General features: G+C 71.1%; 24 protein-coding genes. 11 read left to right on the top strand and 13 right to left on the bottom strand.

Annotated elements, in window-relative coordinates; translation table 11 throughout:
• Positions 1-265: 265 nt before the first annotated feature.
• The gene (locus ACHFIV_RS00780; protein ID WP_398961968.1) at positions 266-772 is read left to right on the top strand and encodes a flavin reductase family protein; all 507 of its coding nucleotides are present in this window, start codon (positions 266-268) and stop codon (positions 770-772) included.
• 16 nt (positions 773-788) lie between these two features.
• Here ACHFIV_RS00780 and arfB read toward each other — a convergent pair whose 3' ends face one another.
• Entirely contained in the window at positions 789-1,223 is a 435-nt protein-coding gene (gene arfB / locus ACHFIV_RS00775; RefSeq protein ID WP_398961966.1) for an alternative ribosome rescue aminoacyl-tRNA hydrolase ArfB, read from the bottom strand.
• A 172-nt stretch (positions 1,224-1,395) separates the two neighbouring features.
• Here arfB and ACHFIV_RS00770 point away from each other — a divergent pair, with 172 nt between their 5' ends.
• Complete coding sequence (locus ACHFIV_RS00770; protein ID WP_103516378.1) at positions 1,396-1,971, top strand: TerD family protein; 576 nt, start codon at positions 1,396-1,398, stop codon at positions 1,969-1,971.
• Between the two features lie 95 nt (positions 1,972-2,066).
• Complete coding sequence (locus tag ACHFIV_RS00765) at positions 2,067-2,189, top strand: hypothetical protein (RefSeq protein WP_398961963.1); 123 nt, start codon at positions 2,067-2,069, stop codon at positions 2,187-2,189.
• Positions 2,190-2,212: 23 nt separating this feature from the next.
• Here ACHFIV_RS00765 and ACHFIV_RS00760 read toward each other — a convergent pair whose 3' ends face one another.
• Positions 2,213-3,637 carry a M1 family metallopeptidase gene (locus ACHFIV_RS00760; RefSeq protein ID WP_398961961.1) on the bottom strand — a complete coding sequence of 475 codons (1,425 nt, stop codon included), beginning with the start codon at positions 3,635-3,637 and terminating at the stop codon, positions 2,213-2,215.
• Positions 3,638-3,775: 138 nt separating this feature from the next.
• The gene (locus ACHFIV_RS00755) at positions 3,776-4,333 is read right to left on the bottom strand and encodes a heme-binding protein (protein WP_398961958.1); all 558 of its coding nucleotides are present in this window, start codon (positions 4,331-4,333) and stop codon (positions 3,776-3,778) included.
• 360 nt (positions 4,334-4,693) lie between these two features.
• Between ACHFIV_RS00755 and ACHFIV_RS00750 the strand changes: the two genes are divergently transcribed.
• The 3 genes from ACHFIV_RS00750 (at position 4,694) to ACHFIV_RS00740 (ending at position 7,254) form a co-directional block, all read left to right on the top strand.
• Positions 4,694-5,980, top strand: a complete 1,287-nt coding sequence (locus ACHFIV_RS00750; RefSeq protein ID WP_398962356.1) for a sensor histidine kinase — start codon at positions 4,694-4,696, stop codon at positions 5,978-5,980.
• Positions 5,977-6,603: a response regulator gene (locus ACHFIV_RS00745; RefSeq protein ID WP_398961955.1), complete on the top strand. Its 627-nt coding sequence runs from the start codon at positions 5,977-5,979 to the stop codon at positions 6,601-6,603. The genes ACHFIV_RS00750 and ACHFIV_RS00745 overlap by 4 nt, the downstream gene beginning before the upstream one ends.
• Positions 6,604-6,756: 153 nt before the next feature.
• A complete protein-coding gene (locus tag ACHFIV_RS00740) occupies positions 6,757-7,254 on the top strand; it encodes a hypothetical protein (RefSeq protein WP_398961952.1) in 498 nt (165 codons plus the stop codon).
• Positions 7,255-7,278: 24 nt separating this feature from the next.
• Here the strand turns inward: ACHFIV_RS00740 and ACHFIV_RS00735 are convergent, their stop codons facing one another.
• Positions 7,279-7,986: a pentapeptide repeat-containing protein gene (locus tag ACHFIV_RS00735; RefSeq protein WP_398961950.1), complete on the bottom strand. Its 708-nt coding sequence runs from the start codon at positions 7,984-7,986 to the stop codon at positions 7,279-7,281.
• 99 nt (positions 7,987-8,085) lie between these two features.
• Between ACHFIV_RS00735 and ACHFIV_RS00730 the strand changes: the two genes are divergently transcribed.
• The gene (locus ACHFIV_RS00730) at positions 8,086-9,282 is read left to right on the top strand and encodes an NAD(P)-binding protein (protein ID WP_398961948.1); all 1,197 of its coding nucleotides are present in this window, start codon (positions 8,086-8,088) and stop codon (positions 9,280-9,282) included.
• 22 nt (positions 9,283-9,304) lie between these two features.
• Here the strand turns inward: ACHFIV_RS00730 and ACHFIV_RS00725 are convergent, their stop codons facing one another.
• Together ACHFIV_RS00725 and ACHFIV_RS00720 are read right to left on the bottom strand one after the other, a co-directional pair.
• The gene (locus ACHFIV_RS00725) at positions 9,305-9,781 is read right to left on the bottom strand and encodes a GNAT family N-acetyltransferase (protein ID WP_398961945.1); all 477 of its coding nucleotides are present in this window, start codon (positions 9,779-9,781) and stop codon (positions 9,305-9,307) included.
• A gap of 37 nt (positions 9,782-9,818) precedes the next feature.
• Positions 9,819-10,730, bottom strand: coding sequence for an aminoglycoside phosphotransferase family protein (locus tag ACHFIV_RS00720; protein ID WP_398961944.1), 912 nt, complete (start codon positions 10,728-10,730; stop codon positions 9,819-9,821).
• 63 nt (positions 10,731-10,793) lie between these two features.
• Here ACHFIV_RS00720 and ACHFIV_RS00715 point away from each other — a divergent pair, with 63 nt between their 5' ends.
• Positions 10,794-12,194: an NAD(P)/FAD-dependent oxidoreductase gene (locus ACHFIV_RS00715; RefSeq protein WP_398961941.1), complete on the top strand. Its 1,401-nt coding sequence runs from the start codon at positions 10,794-10,796 to the stop codon at positions 12,192-12,194.
• Positions 12,195-12,223: 29 nt separating this feature from the next.
• Here the strand turns inward: ACHFIV_RS00715 and ACHFIV_RS00710 are convergent, their stop codons facing one another.
• From ACHFIV_RS00710 to ACHFIV_RS00695, 4 genes are read right to left on the bottom strand one after another with little or no spacing between them, the layout of a single operon-like run.
• Positions 12,224-13,369, bottom strand: a complete 1,146-nt coding sequence (locus ACHFIV_RS00710) for an XdhC family protein (protein ID WP_398961939.1) — start codon at positions 13,367-13,369, stop codon at positions 12,224-12,226.
• Positions 13,362-15,491 (bottom strand): xanthine dehydrogenase family protein molybdopterin-binding subunit, encoded by a 2,130-nt coding sequence (locus ACHFIV_RS00705; protein WP_398961936.1) that lies wholly within the window; start codon positions 15,489-15,491, stop codon positions 13,362-13,364. The genes ACHFIV_RS00710 and ACHFIV_RS00705 overlap by 8 nt, the downstream gene beginning before the upstream one ends.
• Entirely contained in the window at positions 15,488-16,480 is a 993-nt protein-coding gene (locus tag ACHFIV_RS00700) for an FAD binding domain-containing protein (RefSeq protein WP_398961934.1), read from the bottom strand. Before ACHFIV_RS00700 ends, ACHFIV_RS00705 begins: the two co-directional genes overlap by 4 nt.
• Positions 16,477-17,076 carry a (2Fe-2S)-binding protein gene (locus ACHFIV_RS00695; protein ID WP_398961932.1) on the bottom strand — a complete coding sequence of 200 codons (600 nt, stop codon included), beginning with the start codon at positions 17,074-17,076 and terminating at the stop codon, positions 16,477-16,479. Before ACHFIV_RS00695 ends, ACHFIV_RS00700 begins: the two co-directional genes overlap by 4 nt.
• Positions 17,077-17,308: 232 nt before the next feature.
• On the opposite strand from ACHFIV_RS00695, the gene ACHFIV_RS00690 reads away from it, so the two are divergent.
• Positions 17,309-17,887 (top strand): TetR/AcrR family transcriptional regulator, encoded by a 579-nt coding sequence (locus tag ACHFIV_RS00690; protein ID WP_398961930.1) that lies wholly within the window; start codon positions 17,309-17,311, stop codon positions 17,885-17,887.
• A 552-nt stretch (positions 17,888-18,439) separates the two neighbouring features.
• Here the strand turns inward: ACHFIV_RS00690 and ACHFIV_RS00685 are convergent.
• A complete protein-coding gene (locus ACHFIV_RS00685; protein WP_398962389.1) occupies positions 18,440-18,643 on the bottom strand; it encodes a hypothetical protein in 204 nt (67 codons plus the stop codon).
• On the opposite strand from ACHFIV_RS00685, the gene ACHFIV_RS00680 reads away from it, so the two are divergent.
• Entirely contained in the window at positions 18,621-19,679 is a 1,059-nt protein-coding gene (locus tag ACHFIV_RS00680) for an Eco29kI family restriction endonuclease (protein WP_398962353.1), read from the top strand. The genes ACHFIV_RS00685 and ACHFIV_RS00680 overlap by 23 nt on opposite strands.
• Before the next feature lie 279 nt (positions 19,680-19,958).
• Here ACHFIV_RS00680 and ACHFIV_RS00675 read toward each other — a convergent pair whose 3' ends face one another.
• Together ACHFIV_RS00675 and ACHFIV_RS00670 are read right to left on the bottom strand one after the other, a co-directional pair.
• Positions 19,959-20,648 carry an Eco29kI family restriction endonuclease gene (locus tag ACHFIV_RS00675; RefSeq protein ID WP_398961927.1) on the bottom strand — a complete coding sequence of 230 codons (690 nt, stop codon included), beginning with the start codon at positions 20,646-20,648 and terminating at the stop codon, positions 19,959-19,961.
• A 67-nt stretch (positions 20,649-20,715) separates the two neighbouring features.
• Positions 20,716-21,555, bottom strand: a complete 840-nt coding sequence (locus ACHFIV_RS00670; protein ID WP_398961925.1) for a GIY-YIG nuclease family protein — start codon at positions 21,553-21,555, stop codon at positions 20,716-20,718.
• A 116-nt stretch (positions 21,556-21,671) separates the two neighbouring features.
• Here ACHFIV_RS00670 and ACHFIV_RS00665 point away from each other — a divergent pair, with 116 nt between their 5' ends.
• Positions 21,672-22,988, top strand: coding sequence for a DNA cytosine methyltransferase (locus ACHFIV_RS00665; RefSeq protein WP_398961922.1), 1,317 nt, complete (start codon positions 21,672-21,674; stop codon positions 22,986-22,988).
• Positions 22,989-23,083 lie beyond the last annotated feature (95 nt).

The raw sequence follows: 23,083 nt of genomic DNA, 5'->3' as shown, positions 1-23,083 counted from the left end.
GTGAGCTGTGCACCCGGTACACAGGGTCAACAAATATTGCTCTCTGTGACTCAAGTCACAACAGGTGGTGACGTGTGCCCCCGGGCATCTTCCGGGGCACCTGGTGTTTTCCGTACGCAAATCGGCGCGTGTGGTTCCGGGGTCCTAGGACCCGGCTGGTCCTCTGGCCCGATGCGGCGCCTCGCCCGGCGGCACTACCGTGCCGGATGTGCCGCAGAAGACTCCCCACGCCCCGCGCCCCGAAGCCGTCCCCCATCCTGAGGGGGTGAGCAACGACGAATTCCGTGCCGCCCTGTCCCGCCTGGCCGCCGGCGTGGTGCTGATCACCGCCCAGGAGCCGCCGCTCGACGAGCACGGCCGGGGCGAGGACGTCGGGATGACGGCGACCGCCTTCATGTCGGTCTCCCTGGACCCGCCGCTGGTCATGGTGAGCCTGCGCAACGACTCCCGCATGGACGACCTGCTGGCCGAACAGCCGTTGTGGGCGGTGTCGGTCCTGACGCAGGACCAGCGGCAGATCGCCGGACGGTTCGCCATGAAGGGCCGCATCAGCGACCGGCTGCTGTTCGCGGACATCCCCCTCATACGGGGCGAGGTCACCGGGGCGCCCCTGGTGGGCGGCGCGCTGGCCACCCTGGAGTGCCGCACGGAACAGCGCGTCCAGGCCGGCGACCACACGCTGGTGATCGGACGGGTGCTGACCGCGTCGCTGCCGGACACCGACGGCGAGCCCCTGACCTACTTCAAGGGCCGCTACCGGCACCTGGGCTGACCGCGCGCCGGGCGGCCTACCAGTCGCGGCCGGAACGTCCGCGCTTCGTGTCGCCCCGCTGCTTCTTCTCGCGGAGCCGGCGTTCGTTGATGCCGCGCGGGATCTTCTTCTTGAGGCGCGGCTTCGGGGGCGGCGCCGTGGCCTCGGCCAGGAGCGCGGCGAGCCGCACGGCGGCCGTCTCGCGGTTGCGCCACTGGGAGCGGTGCTCCGAGGCCCGCACCGACACCACACCGCCGGCCAGCCGGCCCGACAGGCGGTCGAGCGCGCGGGCCTTCCACACCTCGGGCAGCGAGTCGGTCGCCGCCAGGTCGAAGCGGAGCTCCACCTGGGAGTCGCTCGTGTTGACGTGCTGCCCGCCGGGCCCCGAGGACCGCGAGAAACGCCACATGAGCTCGGCCTCCGGCAGGGAGACCGAACCGCGGATGACATAGGGCCCGGACATGACACCCATGTTCCCCGGCTCACGGCCGGTTCGTCACCTTGTTTTGCGAGCGTTCGGCCAGAAGTCCGGCAAAGAAAGTAAAGCGGGCAGGAACCTCGTGGTCTCTTGTCTGCGTTAGGACGGGTGACGGTAGCTTTCGTGATGGCACGAAGCCCGCACATGACGAGGAAAGGGACTTCCCATGGCTGTAAGCCTGTCCAAGGGCGGCAACGTCTCGCTCACCAAGGAGGCCCCGGGCCTGACCGCCGTCACGGTCGGCCTCGGCTGGGACGTCCGCACCACCACCGGCACCGACTTCGACCTCGACGCCTCGGCGATCGCGGTCAACAACGCCGGCAAGGTCTACTCCGACGGCCACTTCGTCTTCTTCAACAACAAGGCGACGCCCGACCAGACCATCGTCCACACCGGTGACAACGTCACGGGTCAGGGCGAGGGCGACGACGAGCAGATCAACGTCAACCTCGCGGGCCTCCCGGCGGACATCGACAAGATCGTCTTCCCGGTCTCCATCTACGACGCCGAGGCCCGCAGCCAGAACTTCGGCCAGGTGCGGAACGCCTTCATCCGCATCATCAACCAGGCCGGCGGCACCGAGATCGCCCGCTACGACCTGAGCGAGGACGCCGCCACCGAGACCGCCATGGTCTTCGGCGAGCTCTACCGCAACGGCGCCGAGTGGAAGTTCCGCGCGGTCGGCCAGGGTTACGCCTCGGGTCTGCGCGGCATCGCCCAGGACTTCGGCGTCAACCTCTGACCTGACGGTTCCTCACCGGGAGCCCCCGTCCGGCTTCGGCCGGCCGGGGGCTCCCGCGCGTTCGCGTCCCACCCTCGGCGCCTCCGCCGGCCACGGTGACCACCTCATCGGCGGGAGCCCCCGTCGCGACCGGGAAGTCCGCCACCGGCCTGTTCGTGGCCGGCAGCGCCGAACTCGCCGCCGTCCGGACCGCCTGGGCCGGCGTCCACGCCAAGTGACCCCGGAGGGCACGGGGAGCCGGTCAGCCGACGGGCGGCCGGCTCCCGCCGTCGAGCCACGTCTCCCACAGCTCCGTCAGATCGAGGCCCGACCTCCTCTCCGCGTACGCGGTGAAATCGGCCGTCGAGGCGTTGCCGTGCCGGTACTCCGCCGGCCAGCCCCTGAGGAGTCCGAAGAAGGCCTCGTCGTCGTCCATCTCCTGCCGGATCCGGTGGACGACCATCGCGCCCCGCCCGTACACCGGAGGCCGGGACAGGTCGGCGGCGCCCGGCGGACGGGACGCGGGGAAAGCCCAGTTCGCCTCGTCCGCGTAGGCCTTCCCGAAGCTCTCCGCCACGGGCGCGCCCCCGTGGTCCGCGTCCCACAGCCATTCCGCGTACGTCGCGAAGCCCTCGTTGAGCCACATGTCCCGCCAGCTCGCCGGCGTGACCGAGTCGCCGAACCACTGGTGGGCGAGCTCATGGACGAGCAGCCCCGTGTCCGGCGGGCCCGGGAAGAACGGTCTGGTCTGGGTCTCCAGCGCGTACCCCGCGTCACCGCGACGGCCCACGACCGCCCCGGCCGAGGAGAAGGGGTACGGGCCGAACCGCTCCTCCGCCCACGCGATGACCTCCGGGATCCGGGCCAGCACCCCGGCGCTCGCTCCGGCCACCTCCGGGGCGACGGCGGTGACCACCGGCAGACCGTCCCCGGTGACCGTCTCGCGCACCGTGTAGCGGCCGACCGCGACGGTCGCGAGATAGCTGGCCATGGGTGCGCGCGTACGCCAGTGGAACGCCGTGCGCCCGCCGCTCGTACGCCGTGACACCAGCTCACCGTTGGAGACGGCGCTCCGTCCTTCGGGGACGGTGACCCTGATGTCGTAGGAGGCCTTGTCGCCCGGATGGTGGTTCCCCGGGAACCACGCCGTCGAACCGGCCGGCTCGCCCAGCGCGACCGCCCCGTCGGCGGTCCGCAGCCAGCCCTCCTCGGAGCCGTCCGCGTCGGTCACGGTGCGGGGCGAGCCCGCGTACCGCACGACCGTGCGGAACGTGCCGCCCTCACGGAGACTCCCGGCGACCCCCCGGTCCGGCCGCAGGGTCAGCTCCGGACCCGCCCGGTTCACGGCGGCCGGCCGGCCCTCGACGGTCGCCGACCGGACCTCCAGCCCGGCGAGATCCAGGTTGAAGGCACTGAGGTCCTGGGTGGCCCGGGCGGTGATCACGGCCGTACCGCTCAGCCGCGACCCCGTGGAGTCGACGTCCAGGGCCAGGTCGTAGTGCGTGACGTCGTAGCCGCCGTTGCCGAGCCGGGGGAAGTACGGGTCGCGCACCCCGGCGGCGCCCGGTGTCCCCGCGCTCCCGCCCGGGTCCGCCGAGCAGCCCGCGACCAGGGTGAGCCCGGCCGCCACCAGCAGGGCGGCGCCGGGCACGGTGCGGCGTCCCGCTGCTGATGTCTGCTGGTCCACCCCGCCGATCCTAGGGAGGCGCGCCGGCCCCGGGGACGCGCGGTGGCGCTCCCGCGCGTCCGCCCACCCTGCTGCCCCTCTTCGCCGCGCCCTTTTGTCGCCGCCCTTCCCGGCCGCCCGGCGGGCGGCACCGGGCCGCTACCTGGAGACGGCCGCGACGCCCGCCGCGGCGAACTTCTCGTCGAGGGCGCCACTCGGCGCCCCCGCGACGCCGATCCCCGCCACCGGAGCACCCTTGGCCTGCACGGGCGAGCCGCCCGCCAGGAACAGCGTGCCGGGGATGTCCTTCAGGTTCGGGGCCTGCTCCAGACGCTTGACCAGCTCGGAGGTGGGCGTGTTCCAGGAGACGGCGGTGTACGCCTTCTTCACGGCCGACTCGGGGGACTGCGGGCCCGCCCCGTCACCGCGCAGGGTGACCAGGGTGTTCCCGTTGCGGTCCACGACGGCCACCGAGACGCGCTGGTTCTCCCTCTTCGCGGCGTCCAGGGCGGCCTGCGCGGCCTTGGTGGCGGCGGCGACGGTCAGATGGGTGGACTGCTGGAGATTCCGGTCGGAGGCGTCGGCCTTCACGGCGGCGGCGGGCGCGGCGGCCGGGGCGGACGCGTTCGCGGACATCGTGCCGAAGGTACCGGCGCCGAGCGCCGCGGCGGCGACGGCACCGGTCAGGACACGGGTGCGCAGCGACATCTTCTTCATGGGGTCTCCGTAAGGTGTGTGTCGGCTCGGCCTCGAACCGTTCGGCTTCCGGTACCGATCCTCCGGCCGGACCCGGGCCCGTGGCATCGGCGTACCGGCTTCGCGGCGCACCCGCGTCGGCTGACGGCCCCGTCAGCCGAACGGTTGATGCGCAGGTGGCCCCCGGGGGCGACCATGGGGTGTCCGCGCAGGTCAGCAGCCGCGCGGTGCTGCGGAAGCGCAGGCCTTGACCGAGAGAGCACGGGGTACGCAGTGCGGCGGGACGGAACCGAGCCGGACGGGGAGCGGACGACGCCGACGGGCCCGTCCCGGGCTCCGGTGAGCCCCGGGACACCGGGCGACCCGGCCCCGGCGGACCCGATGGACGCGATGGACCCGGCGGAAGGGCTCGGCGGCCCCGGCCGGGCGGACACGACCGGCGACCCGGACGCCCGGTGGCTGGCCTTCCTCATGCACGCCGCGTTCTTCCTGCTGCTCGGCGCCTCGCTCACGCGGTTCCTGATGCGCCACCCCGGCGAGAGCCGCACCCCCTGGATCATCGCGCTGTCGGCCCTGCTCGCCGTGCTGTACCTCCTCGGCCCCGTACTCGGCTCCCGGCCCACACCCCGCCGGCTGACCTGGCTCGGGGCCCTCGTCGCGGTGTGGATGGTCCTGGTCGTCCTCGCTCCGAGCTTCGCCTGGTGCGCCGTCCCCCTCTTCTACACGGGTCTGCGGATCCTGCCGCCGCGCGCAGCCCTGGCACTCGTCGCCCTGCTCACCCTGTTCGTCGTCGCCGCACAGCTGCGGCTCGCGACGGGCTTCGACCCCAACCTCGTCCTCGCCCCGCCCGCGGTAGCCGCCGTCGCCACCGCCGTCCTCGTGCACATGCAGCGCCAGGCCGCCCGCCAGCGCGACCTGGCGGCCCGCCGGCGCGGACTGATCGACGACCTCCTGCGCACCCGGCGGGAACTGGCCGCCACCGAACGCCGCGAAGGGACCCTCGCCGAACGCCAGCGGCTCTCCATGGAGATCCACGACACCCTGGCCCAGGGCCTCTCCAGCCAGCAGATGCTGCTCCAGGCAGCCGACCGCTCCTGGGACACCGACCCGGCCACCGCGCGGCAGCACGTCCTGACGGCGACCGGCATCGCGGAGCGCAGCCTCGCCGAGGCCCGCCGCTTCGTGCACGACCTCGCCCCGGCCGACCTGGCCGACGGCGGGGGACTGGAAGCGGCGCTGCGCACACTCGCGGCCCGGGAGACCGCCCAGGCAGGCGGCGCCCTCACCGTCCGCTGCCATGTGGAGGGCGTCCCGGCCGCCCCGCTCCCCGACCGGGTGCAGTCGGCGCTGCTGCGGATCGCGCAGGGCGCCCTCGCGAACGTCACCGAACACGCGCGGGCCACCGTCGCCGCCCTGTCCCTGACCCACCTCGACGACCGCGTCGTCCTCGACATCGCCGACAACGGCCACGGGTTCAGCCCCGGCCGGCCGGTACCCCGCCCGCCCGAGGGCGTACGCGGTCACGGACTGCCGGCGATGCGGGCCCGCGTCCAGCAGCTCGGCGGCACCCTGACCGTCGAGTCGGCCCCCGGCGAGGGCACGGTCCTGTCCGCCGCCGTGCCCCTGCCCCATCCCCCCGCACCGCCCACCCCGGAGGAACACGCATGACTCCGCCCGTACGGATCCTGCTCTGCGACGACCACGCCGTCGTACGGGCCGGCCTGCTCGCCCTCCTCGGCGGCGAACCCGACATCGAGGTGGTGGGCGAGGCGGGCAGCGGCGAGGAGGCCGTCGCCCTCGCCGCCAGGATCGGCCCCGACGTCGTCCTCATGGACCTCCAGCTGGGCCCCGGCATCGACGGCGTCGAAGCCACCCGCCGCATCGCGGCCGCCGGGACCGGCCACGTCCTCGTCCTCACCACCTACGACACCGACGCCGACATCACCCGCGCCATCGAGGCGGGAGCCACCGGCTACCTGCTGAAGGCCGAACGCCCGGAGGAGCTCTTCGGCGCCATCCGTGCCGCCGCGCAGGGCCGCACCACCCTCTCCCCACCGGTCGCCAGCCGGGTCATGGCCCGCATGCGCAGCCCCCGGCCCGCCCTGACCGGACGCGAACGCGACATCCTGGGCCAGCTGTCACAGGGCCTCGGCAACCGCGACATCGCCCGAGCCCTCTTCATCAGCGAAGCCACCGTCAAGACGCACCTGGGCCGGATCTACGAGAAGCTCGGCGTGGACACCCGGGCGGGCGCCGTCGCCGTCGCCAAGGAACAACGGCTTCTCCCCTGACCGGCCCCTCCGACCGACCGGACCCGCCACCGGACGAAGGCACACTCCCGCGACCGACCGACCGACCGACCGATCGCCCCGCCCCGCCCCGGGGCCCACGCCCCCGGCCCCCGCACGGCACGAGGCGCCCGCGCGGCATGACACCATCGAACCGTGCTCGACATCGGCTACTCCCTCTCCCGGCGCTTCCCGGACCCCCCGCAGACCGACTACCGCCGCGCGGACGTCCACGCCCTGCGGCACGACCTGTTCTCCGGGGACGTCTACCTCGCCGACACCAAGGCCGACCGCGAAGTGTCCACAGCCTGGGGATGGGTCCCCGTACTCGACTTCGCCTGGGCACTCTGCGACATCGTCGAGCAGATCGACCGGGACCCCCGGGGCAACCGTTCGCACCGCCGGCAGTACGCCGAACTCGACTTCACCGAGTCCTCCGACCGCATGCTCTTCGAACGACGCTTCGGCTGGGTAGACGTCGAGGCCGACTGGATGCCCGGCGACGAACCCCCGCTCACCTTCAACCACTCCCTGCTGCGCCGCGAAGCCCGCGACTTCCTGCACGACCTGATCGCCGACCTGGCCGACATGCACGAAGGCCTCGCCGACAACCCCGTCATCTGGGACCTCCAGGCCCGCTTCCCCCGGCTCTGACGCCACCTTCCGGCCCGGCACGCCCTACGCCTCCACCCGCACCCCGATCTGCGCCGCGAACGCCGGAGCCAGCTCCATCAGCTGGGAGGGGCTGATCACCGCCCCCGCCAGCCGCTCCACACCCCGCGCGATGTCCAGCTCGGCGACCGTCCGCAGATCGACGGACTCCATCCGCACGGAGCTGAAGTCCGCCCGCCTCAGCACACAGTCCCGGAACTCCACCCGCACCAGCTGTGCCTCCCCGAAGTCCGGCTCGGACAGCACGCACCCCTCGAAGACGACGTCCTTCAGCCGCGCCTTGCGAAGATTCAGATAGTCGATCTTCCCGCCCCGCACCAGCACCCGCTCCAGCACCGCGCCGTGCAACTGCGCCCCGCCCAGGCGCGCGTCCACGACCTCCACGTCCCGCAGCGACGCCCCCGCGAGATCGGTGCCCACACCCCGCACACCCGTCAGCACCGAGTCGATGAACCGGGCTCTCACCAGCTCCGCACGGTCCAGGGCGCAGCCGCGCAGCTCGCAGTCCATGAAACGCGCCCCCGGGCCCGACGCGTCCGCCAGATCCGTCCCCTCGAACAGCACGCCGTCGTAATCCCCGTCCGGCTCCAGCCCCTCACCGGCGTACCCCACGAGTGACGGCAGCCGGACCTCCGGCCGCCGCGCCTCCGCCACCCCTGACTTCCCGCCCGTGCCCTTGCCGCTCCAGTTGCCTGTACGTGCCATGCCCCCCATCGTGACGCACACCACTGACATCGCCCCGGCCCGGTGTCACAGAACCAGCCGGCCGAACCGTCCTCCATGCAGAAGCGCCCACCGCAAGGAGAACCAGCCATGCCGCGCATCCACGTCGTCGGCGGCGGCCTCGCCGGACTGACCGCCGCCATCACCGCCGCCGAGTCCCGGATCCCCGTCACCCTCCACGAGGCCCACCACACCCTCGGCGGACGGGCCAGGACCTCGGACGGTCCCTACCTCACCAACGAGGGACCGCACGCCCTCTACCGCCGCGGACCCCACTGGGCATGGCTCGCACGGCGCGGACTCCTCGGCCCGGTCGCCTCCGTGCCACCCCTCGAAGGGGCGCGCTTCCACTTCCGCCGCGGCGGGACCCTGCGGAGGACCCCGCCCCTCGCCCTGCTGCGGCTCGCCCGCCGCACCGCCCACCGGGCCCCCGTCGGCGCCGGCTTCCTGAGCTGGGCCACCGGCCAGGTGGGCGAGGAAGGGGCCCGCGCCGCAGCGCACTACATGGGCGTGGCCCTCTTCCACCACGACCCCGGGTCGCTCTCCGCCGCCTTCGTGCAGGAACGCCTGCGCCGCGCCACCGCACTGCCGCCGGAGGCCCGCTACCCCGTCGGCGGCTGGGCACAGCTCGTCGACCGGATGGCCTCCCGGGCCTGGAACCTCGGCGTACGCATCGAGACCGCCGTACGCATCGGCCCCGGGGACCTCTCCGGCCTGCGACGCGAAGGACCGGTGATCATCGCCACCCACCTCGACTCCGCACGGACCCTGCTGGAGGACCCCACCCTGACCTGGGAGAGCGGCCGGACCGCCCTGCTCGACCTCGCCCTGCGTACCCGCCGCGGCGACCCGTTCGTCATCTCCGACCTCGACGCCCCCGGCTGGATCGAACGGTTCACCGCCCAGGACCCCGGCCTCGCCCCCACCGGCGAACAACTCGTCCAGGCGCAGATCCCCCTCGTCCCCGGCACCCCCCGCGCCGACGCCGTGCGCCGCGCGGAGGACCTGCTCGACCTCGGGTTCCCCGGCTGGCGCAGCCGCACCACCTGGCGCCGCGAAGCACTCGCGTCCGGCCGCACCGGCGCCGTCGACCGACCGGGAACCACCTGGCGGGACCGGCCCGCCGTCGACCGCGGCGACGGAGTACTGCTCGCCGGGGACCAGGTGGCCGCCCCCGGGCTCCTCAGCGAAGTCGCCTTCAACAGCGGGATCGAGGCAGCGGTCCTCGCGGTACGGCTCCTCGGCGGAACCGCACCGCACACACCCCGCACCGCCGGAACTCCCTGACCCCCGGCGCTCCGGGGACCACTCAAGCCGCCCCGAGCTCCGCCAACGCCCCGTCCGTCAACCGGTACACCGTCCATCCGTCCTGCGGACGCGCGCCCAACGACTCGTAGAACGCGATGGACGGAGCGTTCCAGTCCAGCACCGACCACTCCAGGCGCCCGTACCCGCGCTCCACACAGATCCGCGCCAGCTCCGTCAGCAGGCCCTTCCCGTAACCACCGCCACGACGACCGGGGCGCACGTACAGATCCTCCAGATACACACCGTGCACCCCGCGCCACGTCGAGAAGTTGAGGAACCACAACGCGAAGCCGACCACCTCACCGTCGTCGTCCGACACCGCCACGTGCGCGTACGCGGCCGGCCGCTCGCCGAACAGGGCCTCGCGCAACTGCTCCTCGGTGGCCTTCGCCTCCTCCAGCGCCTTCTCGTACTCGGCGAGCTCACGGACCATGGCATGAATGGCGGGGACGTCCTCGCACGTGGCTGATCGAATCATGGAGGCAGCCTAGACAGACGGGTCCGCGGCGATCCCCTCAGTCCCGCCCCAGCAGCAGCCGGGCGATCTCCGCGTGGTCAGCGGGCAACCGCCGCGCCCCGCCCCTGATCCCCCACAAGCCGTTCTGCAGCACCCGCCCCAGCGTCCACGCCCGCGCCCGCTCCCGGTCCAGTTCCAGCACCCCGGACAGCAGGTCGAACCTCCACAGCACCTCGGACGCGTCGAACCTGTTGTGCAGCGCCGGGAACAGTTCGAACCCCGGATCGCCCCCCAGCGGCTTCGGGTCCAGCACCACCCACTCTCCCGCCCGGCCCTCCTCCCGGCACCCGGCCAGGACGTTGCCGAAGTGCAGGTCCCAGTGCAGCAACCGGTCCCCCGGCTCACCCGCCACCTCCCGCACCGCCGCCGCGCAGTCACGCAGCAGCCGCCGCTCGTCCGCGTCCGCCAGCCCTCCGGCCGTCCCGGGCGCCTCCGCCAGCATCCGGGCAGCGGCATCCCCCAGCCGCCGCATCCCCGGCGGAGCCGGCACCCCCACCAGCCGCGCCAACGACTCGGCGAGCACCCGCACCGCCACCCGCACATCCTCCACACCGGTCAACGGCCGCCGCTCGTCGAGCCGTTCCAGCAACATCACCCCGCTCGCGGCGTCATGCGCCAGCAGACCCACCACCCCCGCCCCCGCCGCACCCCAGACCCGCAGCGCGACCGGCTCCCCCACCGTCTCCTCGTCCACCATCTGCAGCTTCAGCGCGGCCCGCCGGCCGTCCGCCACCCGCACCACCGGAAGCACCAGCGCACACACACCGCTCATCGCGGCCCCGTCGAGCCGCAAGCCCCACTCCTCCAGGAACCTCCCGGCCAGCCCCGGCAATCCGGCGGCGAACACCCGCCCCGCCGCACCACCGTGAGCGCCCAGACTCACCACCAGGTCATCCGGCACCTCGATCATCCCGCGAGCGTAGAGGTAACGTCCCTCCAGCGACTGGGCCGCACACGGACAAACAGGGGACACATGAGCACCGTCAGCACCGTCAACGGCGGCATTTCCTTCTGGTACGCGAAGGAGGGCACCCCCGCCCCACGCGAACCCCTGGGCGGCGACACCAGCGCCGACGTCTGCATCGTCGGCGGCGGCTACACCGGGCTCTGGACGGCGTACTACCTCAAGAAGGCCGTCCCCTTCCTCAACATCACCGTCCTGGAAGCCAAGTTCTGCGGCTACGGCGCCTCCGGCCGCAACGGCGGCTGGCTCTACAACGGCATCGCCGGCCGCGACCGCTACGCCAGGCTCCACGGCCACGACGCGGCGGTCCGCCTCCAGCAGGCCATGAACGACACCGTCGGCGAGGTCATCCGCATCGCCGGCGAGGAGGACATCGACGCCGACATCCACCACGGCGGCGTCCTGGAGGTCGCCCACACCCCCTCCCAGCTCGCCCGCCTCAAGGACTTCCACTCCGTCGAGATCGCCTTCGGCGAGACCGGCCGCGTCCTGCGCGGCGCCCGGGAAACCGCCGAACGCGTCCGCGTATCCGGAGCCGTCGGCTCCAGCTGGACACCGCACGGCGCACGCCTGCACCCCGCCAAGCTGGTCAAGGGCCTCGCCGACGCCGTCGAAGCCCTCGGCGTCACCATCCACGAGTCGACCCCCGTCACCGAGATCAAACCCAAGCACGCCGTCACGCCGTACGGCACGGTCCGCGCCCCCTACGTGCTGCGCTGCACCGAGGGCTTCACCGCCGGCCTCAAGGGACAGCGACGCACCTGGCTCCCCATGAACTCCTCCATGATCGTCACGGAGCCCCTGCCCCGCGCCCTCTGGGACACCATCGGCTGGGACGGCCGCGAGACCCTCGGCGACATGGCCCACGCCTACATGTACGCCCAGCGCACCGCCGACGACCGCATCGCACTCGGCGGCCGCGGCGTCCCCTACCGCTACGGATCGGCCACCGACGACGACGGCCGCACCCGGCCCGCGACCGTCGAAGCCCTGCGCGACCTGCTCGTCCGCTTCTTCCCCACCACCGCGGGCACCCGCATCGACCACGCCTGGTCCGGCGTGCTCGGCGTCCCCCGCGACTGGTGCGCCACCGTCACCCTGGACCGCAGCACCGGCCTCGGCTGGGCCGGCGGCTACGTCGGCTCGGGGGTCGCCACCGCCAACCTCGCGGCCCGCACCCTGCGGGACCTGATCCAACAGGACTCCGGGCAGGCCGGCCCCACCGACCTGACGGCCCTCCCCTGGGTCAACCACCGCGTACGCCGCTGGGAACCCGAACCCTTCCGCTGGCTCGGCGTCCACACCCTCTACGCCGCCTACCGCACCGCCGACCGCCGCGAAGCCGCCTCACCGCGCCTCGGCACCGACCGCCTCGCGAAGGCCGCGGACCGCATCGCGGGCCGGCACTGACCGACCCACGACACGGCCCGCTCCCGGACTCAGGCGGCCGCCACCCCGGCCGGCCGCCTCCCGTCATGGTGGATCGGCGTCGCCGAACCCGTGAGCGGAACACCCGTCCCGCCCCGCCGGGCCGCGACGATCTCCGCCGCGATGGACAGCGCCGTCTCCTCCGGCGTACGCGCCCCCAGGTCGAGGCCGATCGGCGACCTGAGCCGCGCCAGCTCCCTCTCACCCAGACCCGCCTCCCGCAGCTTGCGGTCACGGTCCGCATGCGTCCGACGCGAACCCATCGCCCCGACGAACGCGACCGGCATCCGCAACGCCTGCCTCAGCAGCGGTACATCGAACTTGGCATCGTGCGTCAGCACACACAGGACCGTCCGCCCGTCGGTCGCGGTGCGCCGCAGATAGCGGTGAGGCCAGTCCACGACCAGATCGTCCGCCTCCGGGAAGCGGGCCCGGGTCGCGAAGACAGGGCGGGCATCGCACACCGTGACGTGATAGCCGAGGAACTTGCCCGCACGCACGAGCGCCGCCGCGAAATCGATCGCACCGAACACGATCATGCGAGGCGGCGGCACACTCGACTCCACCAGCAGCGTCAGGCCGCCCGGGCAGTGCGTTCCGTCCTCGGCCAGATCACGGGTACCGGTACGTCCGGCGTCCAGCATCGCCCGCGCCTCCGCCGCCGCCGTCCGGTCCAGCTCCGTGGAGCCACTGCCGTACGACCCCTCGTACGACCCGTCGGAGCGCACCAGCAACGCCCTGCCCAGGAGTCCGGCCGGACCACGGACGATCCGGGCCATGGCCGTCGGCTCACCCGAGGCGGCCGCCGACAGCGCCGACCGGACCACCTCCCGGGCGGACGACCGCGCGCCGAACGGGGTGACCATCACATCGATGACCCCACCGCAGGTCAGCCCGACCGCGAAGGCGTCCTCGTCGCTGTAGCCGAACCGTTCGACGACGGTCCCCCCGTCCTCCAGCGCCTGTACGCACAAGTCGTACACCGCCCCCTCCACGCACCCGCCGGAGACCGAACCCACGGCCGTGCCCTCACTGTCGACGGCGAGGGCCGCACCCGGACCACGCGGCGCGCTGCCGCCGACCGCCACGACGGTCGCGACGGCGAACTCCCTTCCCTCCTCGGCCCAACGGACCAGCTCACCGGCAATGTCAAACATGCGGGCCTGCCGTGAGAACACGGTCGGGCCTGATCGGCAGGGAGCGGTGGCGCACACCCGTCGCGTGCCAGACGGCGTTGGCGATCGCCGCCGCCGCACCCACGATCCCGATCTCACCGATGCCCTTGAACCCCACCGGGTCGTCCGGATCGGGGTCGTCCACCCAGTGCGCCTCCACGACCGGCACATCGGCGTTCGTCGAGACGTGGTAACCCGCCAGGTCCGCACCGTAGAGGGCACCCGTGTTCCCGTCCCTGACCGCCTCCTCGTGCAGAGCCATGGAGATGCCCCAGGTCATCCCGCCCACGAACTGTCCTCGCGCCGTGAGCGGGTTGACGATCCGCCCGGCGGCGAAGACACCGAGCATGCGGCGCACGCGCACCTCCCCCGTCGACACGTCCACCGCCACCTCGGCGAACTGCGCCCCGAACGAGTGCCGCTCCTTCTGCGCGAGGGCCCCGATCGCCTCGGTCGTGTCCGACCGCACCGTGATGCCCTCCGGCGGAACCACACCGCTCAGGGAGAGCCGCTCCCGCAGCTCCTCCACCGCCGCAGTGACAGCCCACGCCCACGACCGGGTGCCCATCGAGCCCCCGGCGATCATCGCCGGGCCGAAATCACTGTCACCGATCCGTACGCGAACCCGCTCGGTCGGCACCTCCAGGGCATCGGCCGCGACCAGGGTGAGCGCCGTCCGTGCCCCCGTGCCGATGTCCGCCGCGTTGACCCGCACGGTGAACGTGCCGTCGGCCTCCGCGGTCACGGCCGCCGTCGACGGCATCGCTCCCGCGCCGAAGGAGGCCGCCGCCGTCCCCGTACCGAGCAGCCAGCGCCCGTCCCGGCGCACACCCGGACGCGGGTCCCGGCCGGCCCAGCCGAACCTCCGGGCGCCCTCCCGGAAGCAGGCCGGCAGGTTACGCGTCGCGAACGGCAGCCCGGAGACCGGACCCACCTCGGGCTCGTTACGCGCCCGCAGCTCGATCGGGTCGATCCCGCACTTCTCCGCGAGCTCGTCGAGCGCCGACTCCAACGCGAACGACCCGGGCGCCTCACCGGGCGCCCGCATGAACGTCGGACTCGGCACGTCGAGCCGCACCAGCCGGTTCGCGGTGTGGTGGGCGGGGGCGTCGTACATCACCCTCGCCGGTGCGGCCCCCGACTCGACGAACTCGTACACCGTCGACGTGAGACTCACGCAGCGGTGCTCCAACGCACGCAGCCGCCCCTCCGCGTCGGCACCCAGCCGGACCCGCTGGGTCGTGGGACTCCGGTAACCCGCGAGCGAGAACGTCTGCCGTCGCGTCATCACCACCCGCACCGGCCGCGACAGAGCGGTCGCCGCCATCACCGCGGCCACCTGGTGCGCACGGACGCCCTTGCTCCCGAACCCGCCACCCACGTGCTCCGACCGCACGCGCACCGACGCGGGATCCAGCGAGAAGAGATTCGCGAGCTCACCCGCCACCCACATCGTGCCCTGGTTGGAGTCCACGACCTCGAGCCGGCCACCGTCCCACAGGGCGGTCGCCGCATGCGGCTCCATCGAGTTGTGGTGCTCCTCCGGCGTGGAGTACACGGCGTCCAGGACGACGTCGGACGCCGCCAGTTCGGCCTCCAGGTCCCCCTTCTCCTCCACTCCCGCACCACTGGGGCCGGCCATCGCGTACGCCTCAGGGTGCTCACCGGCGAAGGTGACGTCGTGCGGTTCCTCCTCGTACCGCACCACCAGCGCCTCGGCGGCCTCCCGCGCCTGCTCGGAGGTCTCGGCCACCACCAGCGCGACCGGCCAGCCCGCGTGCGGCACCCGGTCGTGCTGGAAGACGGCGACGGTCGGGTCCGGCGGCATGCCGAGCATGCCGGTGTAATCCGTGTCGACCCGCGGGGCGTTCCCGTGGTGCAGGACCATGAGGACGCCCGGCATCCCCAGGACCGCCTCCGTCTCCACCGAGCGGATACGGCCACGGGTGATCGTCGACAGCACCAGCCATCCGTGCACGAGCCCGGCGAAGGGGATCTCGCCCGCGTAACGCGCCGCTCCGGTGACCTTGTCGCGGCCCTCCACACGGGTGTGCGCGGTGCCGACGGCCTCGGCCGCCCTGGTCCCGGTCGTCGTGGTGGTCATCGGGCGGCCTCCTCGGTGAGTTCGCTGAGCACGGCGACCACGAGGTTGCGCATCAGCGTCACCTTGTACGCGTTGCCCGGCAGCGGCCGGGCGGCCGCCAGTTCGGCATCGGCCGCGGCGGCGAAAGCCGCGGCGGACGCCGGCCCGCCGGTCAGGGCCTCTTCGGCCGCGGCGGCCCGCCACGGCCGGGACGCGACGGCCCCGAAGGCCAGCCGCACCTCGTGCACCACACCGTCACGGACGTCGAGCGCGGCGGCGATCGAACCGATCGCGAAGGCGTACGAGGCGCGCTCACGCACCTTGCGGTAGCGGGAGTTGACGGCCATCGGGGCGGGCGGCAGGGTCACGCCGGTGATCAGCGCCCCCGCCGGAAGGGCGGTTTCCCGGTGCGGGGTGTCCCCCACCGGCAGGTAGAACTCGGCAAGCGGCACCCGGCCCGGCCCGTCGGCCGTCTCGTACTCGACCACGGCGTCGAAGGCCGTCAGCGCCACACCCAGGTCGGAGGGGCTGGTGGCCACGCAGTGGCCGGAGCCGCCCAGGATCGCGTGGTTGTGGTGCTCACCCTCGATCGCGGGGCAGCCACTGCCGGGGACACGCTTGTTGCACGGCTTGGACACGTCGGCGAAGTAGCCGCACCGGGTCCGCTGCAACAGGTTCCCGCCGACGGTCGCCATGTTGCGCAACTGCCCGGAGGCCCCGGCCAGCACCGCCTGCGCCAGTGCCGGGTAACCCCGGCGCACGTCGGGGTGGACCGCCAGGTCGCTGTTGGTGACGGTCGCACCGATGCGCAGCCCGCCGCCCTCGGTCACCTCGACGCGTCCGAGCGGCAGTTCGCGTACGTCGACGAGCCTGCCGGGCCGCTCGACACCGGTCTTCATCAGGTCGACGAGATTGGTCCCGCCGCCGAGGAACCGGGCCTCCGGGTCGGCGTCGAGCAGCGCCAGCGCGCCGGAGACGTCGACCGCGCGTTCATATCCGAACTCCCTCATGCCGGGACCCCCTCGCGCTCGCCGTCCTGCGTGCTCCCGTCGGCCCGGACGGCCTCCGCGTGGATCCCGGCCGCGCGCTCGACCGCCTGCACGATCGACACGTAGGCACCGCAGCGGCACAGGTTGCCGCTCATCCGCTCCCGTATCTCATCGGGGGTCAGCGGCGGCGGCCCCGCCTCGGGACTCAGATCACCGGTGACGGCACTCGGCCAGCCGGCGGCGTGTTCCTCGATCACCGCCACGGCCGAACAGATCTGGCCGGGCGTGCAGTAGCCGCACTGGAAGCCGTCGAGGTCGAGGAACGCCTGCTGCACGGGGTGCAGTTCCTCGCCCTCGGCGATGCCCTCGATGGTGGTGATGTCCCGGCCCTCGGCCGCCACCGCCAGCTGCAGGCAGGCGACGGCCCGGCGTTTGTCGAGCAGGACGGTGCACGCACCGCACTGCCCCTGGTCGCAGCCCTTCTTCGTACCGGTCATATCGAGACGCTCACGCAGGGCGTCGAGCAGGGTGGTGCGGTGGTCGACGGTCAGCGTGTGCTTCTCGCCGTTGATGTGCAGAGTGACGGCGCTGTGGGTCGATGAGGGCGTAGGGGCCATGATCAGCCTTCTTTCGCGTTCCCGGACCACATCACGAGGACGGTCCGGCAGGCAGGGGAGACGGAGGACGCAGAGACGCAGAGGGAGACCGGTGCGTGCCACCGGCTGTCCACCCGGGCCGTCCACCGCTAAGGTGTGCCTAAGTGGACAACTGTCCGTTCATTGGAAAAGTAGTGGACAGTTGTCCACTTAGCAAGGGCGGGATTCGGCCACGAACCCGCGAGGAGGACGAGTGCAGCAGAAGAAGGACGCACCTCTGCGCTCGGATGCGCAGAGGAACCGCGAGCGCATCCTGGAAGTGGCCCTGACGGAACTGACGCTCTGCGCGGACGTCCCGCTCAGCGTGATCGCCAGGAAGGCGGGCGTCGGACAGGGCACGTTCTACCGCAACTTCCCCAAACGCGAGTCGCTGGTCCTCGAGCTCTACCGCCACGAGATGCAGCAGGTCGCCGACGCCGCGACCGAACTGATCAGGACCCACGAGCCCGACCGCGCCCTGCGCGAGTGGATGGACCATCTCGCCCGGTTCGCCATGACCAAGGCCGGCCTGGCGGACGCGATCCGCCAGGCCACCAGCGCACCCGGCAGCCCCGAGAAGCCGGGCCACACCCCGGTGACATCAGCGGCCGAACTCCTCCTCCGCGCCAACGAGGAGGCCGGCACCATCCGCCCCGGAGTCACCGCGGACGACTTCGTCCTCGCCATCGCCGGCCTCTGGCAGCTCGACCCCCACGGCGACTGGCAACCCCGCGCCGCCCGCCTCCTGGACCTGGTCATGGACGGCCTGCGCGCGGGGGCCAGGAAGCGGTAGACAACGGAAAACCCCAGGTCAGACACCATCTGACCTGGGGTTTCTCGGAGCCCCCTGTCGGATTCGAACCGACGACCTACGCATTACAAGGGCCCGCAAGATCGTGCCGGGCGGTGCCGGACGATGCCATAGAATCCCGTTTCCCCAGGTCAGGGACACCTGACCTTGATCACTATGACGCTGGGTCCACCCTAGTACTACCCAGTCCGCTCACGCAGCGCTCACGCAAGCGAGACGTGCAGCGACCGAAAAACCGCAGGTCGCTGGCGTTCGAAAGGCGACCATCCGTACGGGCCCTCACTCCTGGCCCTGCGTGACTCGCCCCCGAGCCGGGGGCCTCAAACCTCACCCCTCGGCTGGAGCCCAGGGGCCCCGGCGCTTCCTTCCGATCATCGCGCTGACCGATGAAGATGGCGGCGAGGTGGTGGTGGCTTTGTCGCAGCGGGTGGCTGGCCCCATCGCCGCTTCAGGGTGAAGCAGTTGCACGCATGCGGTGAGGCAGGGCCCGTCCAGCGAGATCCGGAAGGGCCCTGTCTGGCCTTGCCGGGATCATCACCCCTTGCTGATCACAAGCCCTGCCATCGCGGCGCTCAACGTGAGACAGGCTCCGAACGCCGTGCCAGCCTTCAGCAGGACAGCCGGAAGAGGGTTGCCGCCGAGGTGGTGCAGTACGCCCGTGATCCCTCCGCAGATCACGGCCGTTTCCAGGGCTACCACCCCGCTCAACACCCAGATGACGATGTACTCGTATGACACCTGCAGGCCTCCTTCGTCGTTGTCCGGACCTACCTTCCACCCGCGATCGACACTTTTTGTTCACCATGCACAATGGTGCACAGAGGTGAACAAGGGGATCGGGGGAGGGTGCGTGACGAACGACCCGCTGGCTGAACTGGGCCAGCGCCTGACTGACTTGCGTGTGATGAGCGGCTGGAACGTCAATCAGCTCGTCGCTAGGTGCGGTTCTCTGGGACGGACAGTGATCAGCAACGCACTGAACGCCCGTAAGGGCCGGAAAATCCCATCTGCGGATACGGTCGTTAGGATCTGCCAGGCTCTCGGCGCGGACTCGACCCCGTTGCTTGAACTGCTCAGGCAAGCCAAGGAGGATCGGCGGACTCCGCCCCCCGGGCCGCGAGCAGAGGACCGGAGCCGGCAGTTCGCCCGAGAACCCAGCCCTGACGTAGACGATGCCGCCGACACTTCAGGTCGGTTCGACCCGCTACGACGCGAGAACCTGGAACGGTCAGTGCAATGGGCGCTGGAAAGTGCTCCACCCGTCCCGCTTGCCTCGTTCCCTGCGGCGCCGGTCGAGGGTCTGTACGCCTTGTACTACGTGGGGTCGCACTCGCTCTATCGCCCGGTGTCCTCATCGGCTTGCGTGGTTCCGATCTATGTCGGCAAGTCCCTGCCGAGTGGGAAGACTCGTAGCGGGATGGCCGTCCGGGGTTCCATGAATCGTCGGCTGCGCACTCATCTGAGATCGCTCGAGGGCGTACACGACCTTGATGCCCAGGACTTCCTGGTGCGGTATCTCCCAGTAGACGAAATCTGGACGATTGGCCCTGAGCGGCTCATGATCGGTGATCACCGACCGGTCTGGAATGTCGTCGTCCAAGGCTTCGGGGTCCACATGCAAGGGAGCTTTCGGGCGGCAACGACCCCTCGGACGTTCTGGGATGAGCTGCATCCGGGAAGGCCGCAGTCCGAGCGCCAGAGGGACGCCGAGTTGAGCCGCGCCGATCTGCAACGGGCGGTACGGCAACACTTCGCTCGCACGGCAAGTGACTAAAGCGCATGGCTTCGACCGACGGACCAAGGGCTGGGGCTCCCGGACGGACTACAGCATGCCCTTCTCCAACAGATCACGGATCGCGTCGTCTCGCCTGCGAACAACGATTCGCCCATCCCCGGCGCTATACACAACGACAGCGGCTCCTGGAGACAGCCCCGCCTCCACGAGTACCCCCAAGGGAATCTCAATGGCGCCCGCTTCGGAGATGGTGGCCTGGGCTGGTTCCCTGATCATTCCGCCAGTGTGCCACCGCCCACGGGTCGCCCTAGAGCGGGATCAGATCGCTCCGGGGGGCCGCCCGGCCGCGCTCGTCGGAGGCGTTGCGTGCAGCTTCAGGTGCTCGCGGACCGCTTCTCGGAGTGGCACGGGCCCCGATGGCTGGGGGCGCATCCCGTCGGCCCACGCCACACCGGTGTGGACCTCATGCCACTTTGGTCGCATCTGTTCGGCCTGACGGGGCCCTCCCTGGGGGTTCACGCCGAAGCCCTCAAGTATCACGTTCCAGACAGGCTGAAGGTCTTGGATCATCAAGCGCTCGGCCATCGGCGTGAAGAGGTCATCGGCGGGGAGGTAGCGGACGTAGAAGTCTTCCAGTTCGAAATCAGCGGCCGCTTTGAGCTTCCGCCGATGGGTCGAGAGTCGCTTCCAAAGCGGCGTTCCTGCCCACGCTTCGGCGACCTCAACGCCCTTGCGGCCGCCCTCAGGATCAGACTTGCCCACATAAATGGGCACCTCGAACGATCCGGAGATCGGCGCGTACAGCTCGTGGTCCCCCGCGTAGTAGATCGCGTAGATCCCGCAGCCGTTGAACGACCGGACCCTGTCCATCCGAATAGGCTCGCCGGACGTTAGCGCCCAGAGCACACTGCGCCCGAGGTTTTCCCGCCGAAGCGGGTCGTAGATGCTGTCGGCGCCAGCCTTTGGCGGCTCGTCCACGACGCCGCCGAAGGGAAGTTGGGCTGACACGGCGGCTTCTCCGTTCTTGTTCGGAATCGTTGGCTACTGGATGGGATGCTGGTCCGCGCGGGCTGGGTCAGCCCCCTGTTGTTGGCGGATCGACTTCGATGTCCCCTGCCGGCTCGGCCTCGGGCACGGCGTTGACGCGTTGGCCAGCGCGGTAGTACCGCCACGCGCTCTTGTAGTCATTGGGGCTGTCGTCGTACATGATCACGTAGCCCATGAGAGCGGCGACCTGCCATTTAGCCGGTATCTCCGCCGAGACCAGCTGGAAGACCTCGTCGGCGGTCATTGCGGCCGATGGCACGTGAACGCTTCGAGCCTTGAAGTCCGCCGACTTTCCGTACCTGAAGTTGTACGGGAGGCCAGCCTTGATCGTCTCCAGGAGTTCCTGCAGCGTCGTCTCGCCGGGCAACAACCCCCTGATCGGCCGGTCAAGATCGATGGGGAACACGACGTCGAAGTGGTTCTGCTTCAGGACGGTGCTGTCCCGCTGGCGGCCAGGATCCTTGTTGCCGAAGCCGTTGTTGTTCCAGGGGATGTCGCCCATGCCCTTGTGGTGGGTAATGAGCAGCTGTTCCGGGGCGAGGGCGGAGAAGTCCTCGGCTACGTACAGGCACGAGAAGGCCATCTCGTCCGGGGAGATGTTGCGGCGCCCCGAGATCTTGCCGAGGTGGTCGCGGAGACGGGCCGGCAGGGACTTGTCGGCCTTGCCGACGTAGACGAACTCGCCGTTCAGGTAGAGCTGGTAGACCCCGGGCTTCTCCTTGAGCCGCGCGATGTTCGGCTCCGTGAGTGGAGCCCTGTCGAGTCCATCGAGGGCGGCGGCCAGCTGGTCACCGAGCGCCTTGGTGATGCTCAACGTGAAGTCCTTGTGGTACTGCGTCCCGTCGTCGGAGCCCACCACCGGCGTCATCGGTCCCACTCCCTTGTCGGCATGATCGCGGGCAGCCTATCGGCGACCTGCACACACTGACGAACCTTCAGCTCAAAGCGGCTCGAAGATCTACAACTCCGCGGTATGCTTTTGAAATGGCTGAACTGCAAGAAGGATCAAAGAAGGACCGCACGGGTGTCGAGCTCTTCGCTGGCGCCGGCGGTCTGGCCATGGCCGTCCACCGTGCCGGATTCCGCCCCCTGCTCTTCAATGAGTTCGCCAAGCGGGCGTGCGAGACCCTGGAGGCCAACGGGGCCCAGCGGCTGCCGGACGGCCAGAAGCCGACGCGGGCTCCCGAACCCGGCGAGAAGGTGCCCCTCGTCGCGGGCGATGTACAAGAACTCGACATGGACTACCTGGCCGGCGAAGTGGACGTCCTCGCTGGCGGCCCTCCCTGCCAGCCGTTCAGCCTCGGCGGCGTCGCCAAGGGCGACGAGGACAAGCGGAACATGTTCCCCCAGATGTTCAAGGCCGTCCGACAGATCCAGCCGAAGGCCGTGATCTGCGAGAACGTCCGCGGTCTACTCAGGCCCTCATTCCGTCGCTACTTCGACTACATCCAGCGCGAGCTGGAGCTGCCTTTCGAGGAGCGAGTCGACGGCACCGACTGGGAGCAGCACTACGAGTACCTGCTGGAGCGCCGCGAGAAGGAGCTGGACGATCCCGGGAAGCGGTACGACACCGTCATGATGCCGGTGAACGCAGCCGACTACGGGGTCCCGCAGATTCGCAATCGCGTGATCATCGTCGCGTTTCGTCGCGACCTGAACGTCGACCTTGAGCTCTTCAAGGACCTCGTGAGGCCGACACACTCCGAGACTGCACTCTTCCGATCCATGGAGGACGGGAGCTACTGGGAGCGGCACGCGAATGTGCCCGCCCACGTGCGCGAATGGGTCATGGCCCGCCTCCCGAAGACCATGCCTATGGACGACGGCCTGCTTCCCTGGCACACCCTGCGTGACGCGATCGTCGGTATCGGTGACAACAAGCCACTGCCAGAGGTACCGGACGAGTGGCTGGACCGCACCGAGCACTTCCTCGGCGGGTTCACGGAACACGTCGGTTGGCCCGGTGCCCGCATCTACGACGGGCACACCCCCAACGAACTCGACCGCCCGGCGAAGACCGTTAAGGCCGGCGTGCACGGCGTGCCCGGCGGCGAGTCGGTCATGCTCCTGGACGAGCTGGTGGCCGACAAGGCCGCTCAAGGCGGCGTCCGGTACAAGTACCGGTACATGACGGTTCGCGAAACCGCTCGCGTCATGACCTTCCCCGACACGTGGGAGCTCAAGGGCCCGCGGGGGGAGAAGATGCGCCAGCTCGGCAACGCCGTACCAGTTGCCCTTGGCGAGGTCTTCGCGAAGGCGGTCGCCGCCGTTCTGGACAAGGCGGAGGAGCGCCAGAAGTGACGGCGCCCACCAGCAGAGCGCAGAGCGGCTGGAAGCACGACCCGCCGCCGGACCGGGCGTGGAAGGGGCGGCCCGGCAGGGCACGCTCCGCCATC

The sequence above is a fragment of the Streptomyces sp. ALB3 genome (assembly GCF_044385685.1).
Lineage (GTDB): Bacteria > Actinomycetota > Actinomycetes > Streptomycetales > Streptomycetaceae > Streptomyces.
Note: the sequence above shows the minus strand (reverse complement) of the source record. Positions and strands in the feature narration are given on the sequence as shown.

Bases quoted from the DNA above. Each gene is read 5' to 3' on its own strand.
- ACHFIV_RS00695 (WP_398961932.1), bottom strand. From the start codon at position 17,076: ATGGCCCCTACGCCCTCATCGACCCACAGCGCCGTCACTCTGCACATC.
- ACHFIV_RS00725 (WP_398961945.1), bottom strand. From the start codon at position 9,781: ATGATTCGATCAGCCACGTGCGAGGACGTCCCCGCCATTCATGCCATG.
- ACHFIV_RS00755 (WP_398961958.1), bottom strand. From the start codon at position 4,333: ATGAAGAAGATGTCGCTGCGCACCCGTGTCCTGACCGGTGCCGTCGCC.
- ACHFIV_RS00700 (WP_398961934.1), bottom strand. From the start codon at position 16,480: ATGAGGGAGTTCGGATATGAACGCGCGGTCGACGTCTCCGGCGCGCTG.
- ACHFIV_RS00730 (WP_398961948.1), top strand. From the start codon at position 8,086: ATGCCGCGCATCCACGTCGTCGGCGGCGGCCTCGCCGGACTGACCGCC.
- ACHFIV_RS00665 (WP_398961922.1), top strand. From the start codon at position 21,672: ATGGCTGAACTGCAAGAAGGATCAAAGAAGGACCGCACGGGTGTCGAG.
- ACHFIV_RS00735 (WP_398961950.1), bottom strand. From the start codon at position 7,986: ATGGGGGGCATGGCACGTACAGGCAACTGGAGCGGCAAGGGCACGGGC.
- ACHFIV_RS00750 (WP_398962356.1), top strand. From the start codon at position 4,694: ATGGACGCGATGGACCCGGCGGAAGGGCTCGGCGGCCCCGGCCGGGCG.
- arfB (WP_398961966.1), bottom strand. From the start codon at position 1,223: ATGGGTGTCATGTCCGGGCCCTATGTCATCCGCGGTTCGGTCTCCCTG.
- ACHFIV_RS00710 (WP_398961939.1), bottom strand. From the start codon at position 13,369: ATGTTTGACATTGCCGGTGAGCTGGTCCGTTGGGCCGAGGAGGGAAGG.
- ACHFIV_RS00720 (WP_398961944.1), bottom strand. From the start codon at position 10,730: ATGATCGAGGTGCCGGATGACCTGGTGGTGAGTCTGGGCGCTCACGGT.
- ACHFIV_RS00745 (WP_398961955.1), top strand. From the start codon at position 5,977: ATGACTCCGCCCGTACGGATCCTGCTCTGCGACGACCACGCCGTCGTA.
- ACHFIV_RS00770 (WP_103516378.1), top strand. From the start codon at position 1,396: ATGGCTGTAAGCCTGTCCAAGGGCGGCAACGTCTCGCTCACCAAGGAG.
- ACHFIV_RS00705 (WP_398961936.1), bottom strand. From the start codon at position 15,491: ATGACCACCACGACGACCGGGACCAGGGCGGCCGAGGCCGTCGGCACC.
- ACHFIV_RS00680 (WP_398962353.1), top strand. From the start codon at position 18,621: ATGACGATGTACTCGTATGACACCTGCAGGCCTCCTTCGTCGTTGTCC.
- ACHFIV_RS00715 (WP_398961941.1), top strand. From the start codon at position 10,794: ATGAGCACCGTCAGCACCGTCAACGGCGGCATTTCCTTCTGGTACGCG.
- ACHFIV_RS00670 (WP_398961925.1), bottom strand. From the start codon at position 21,555: ATGACGCCGGTGGTGGGCTCCGACGACGGGACGCAGTACCACAAGGAC.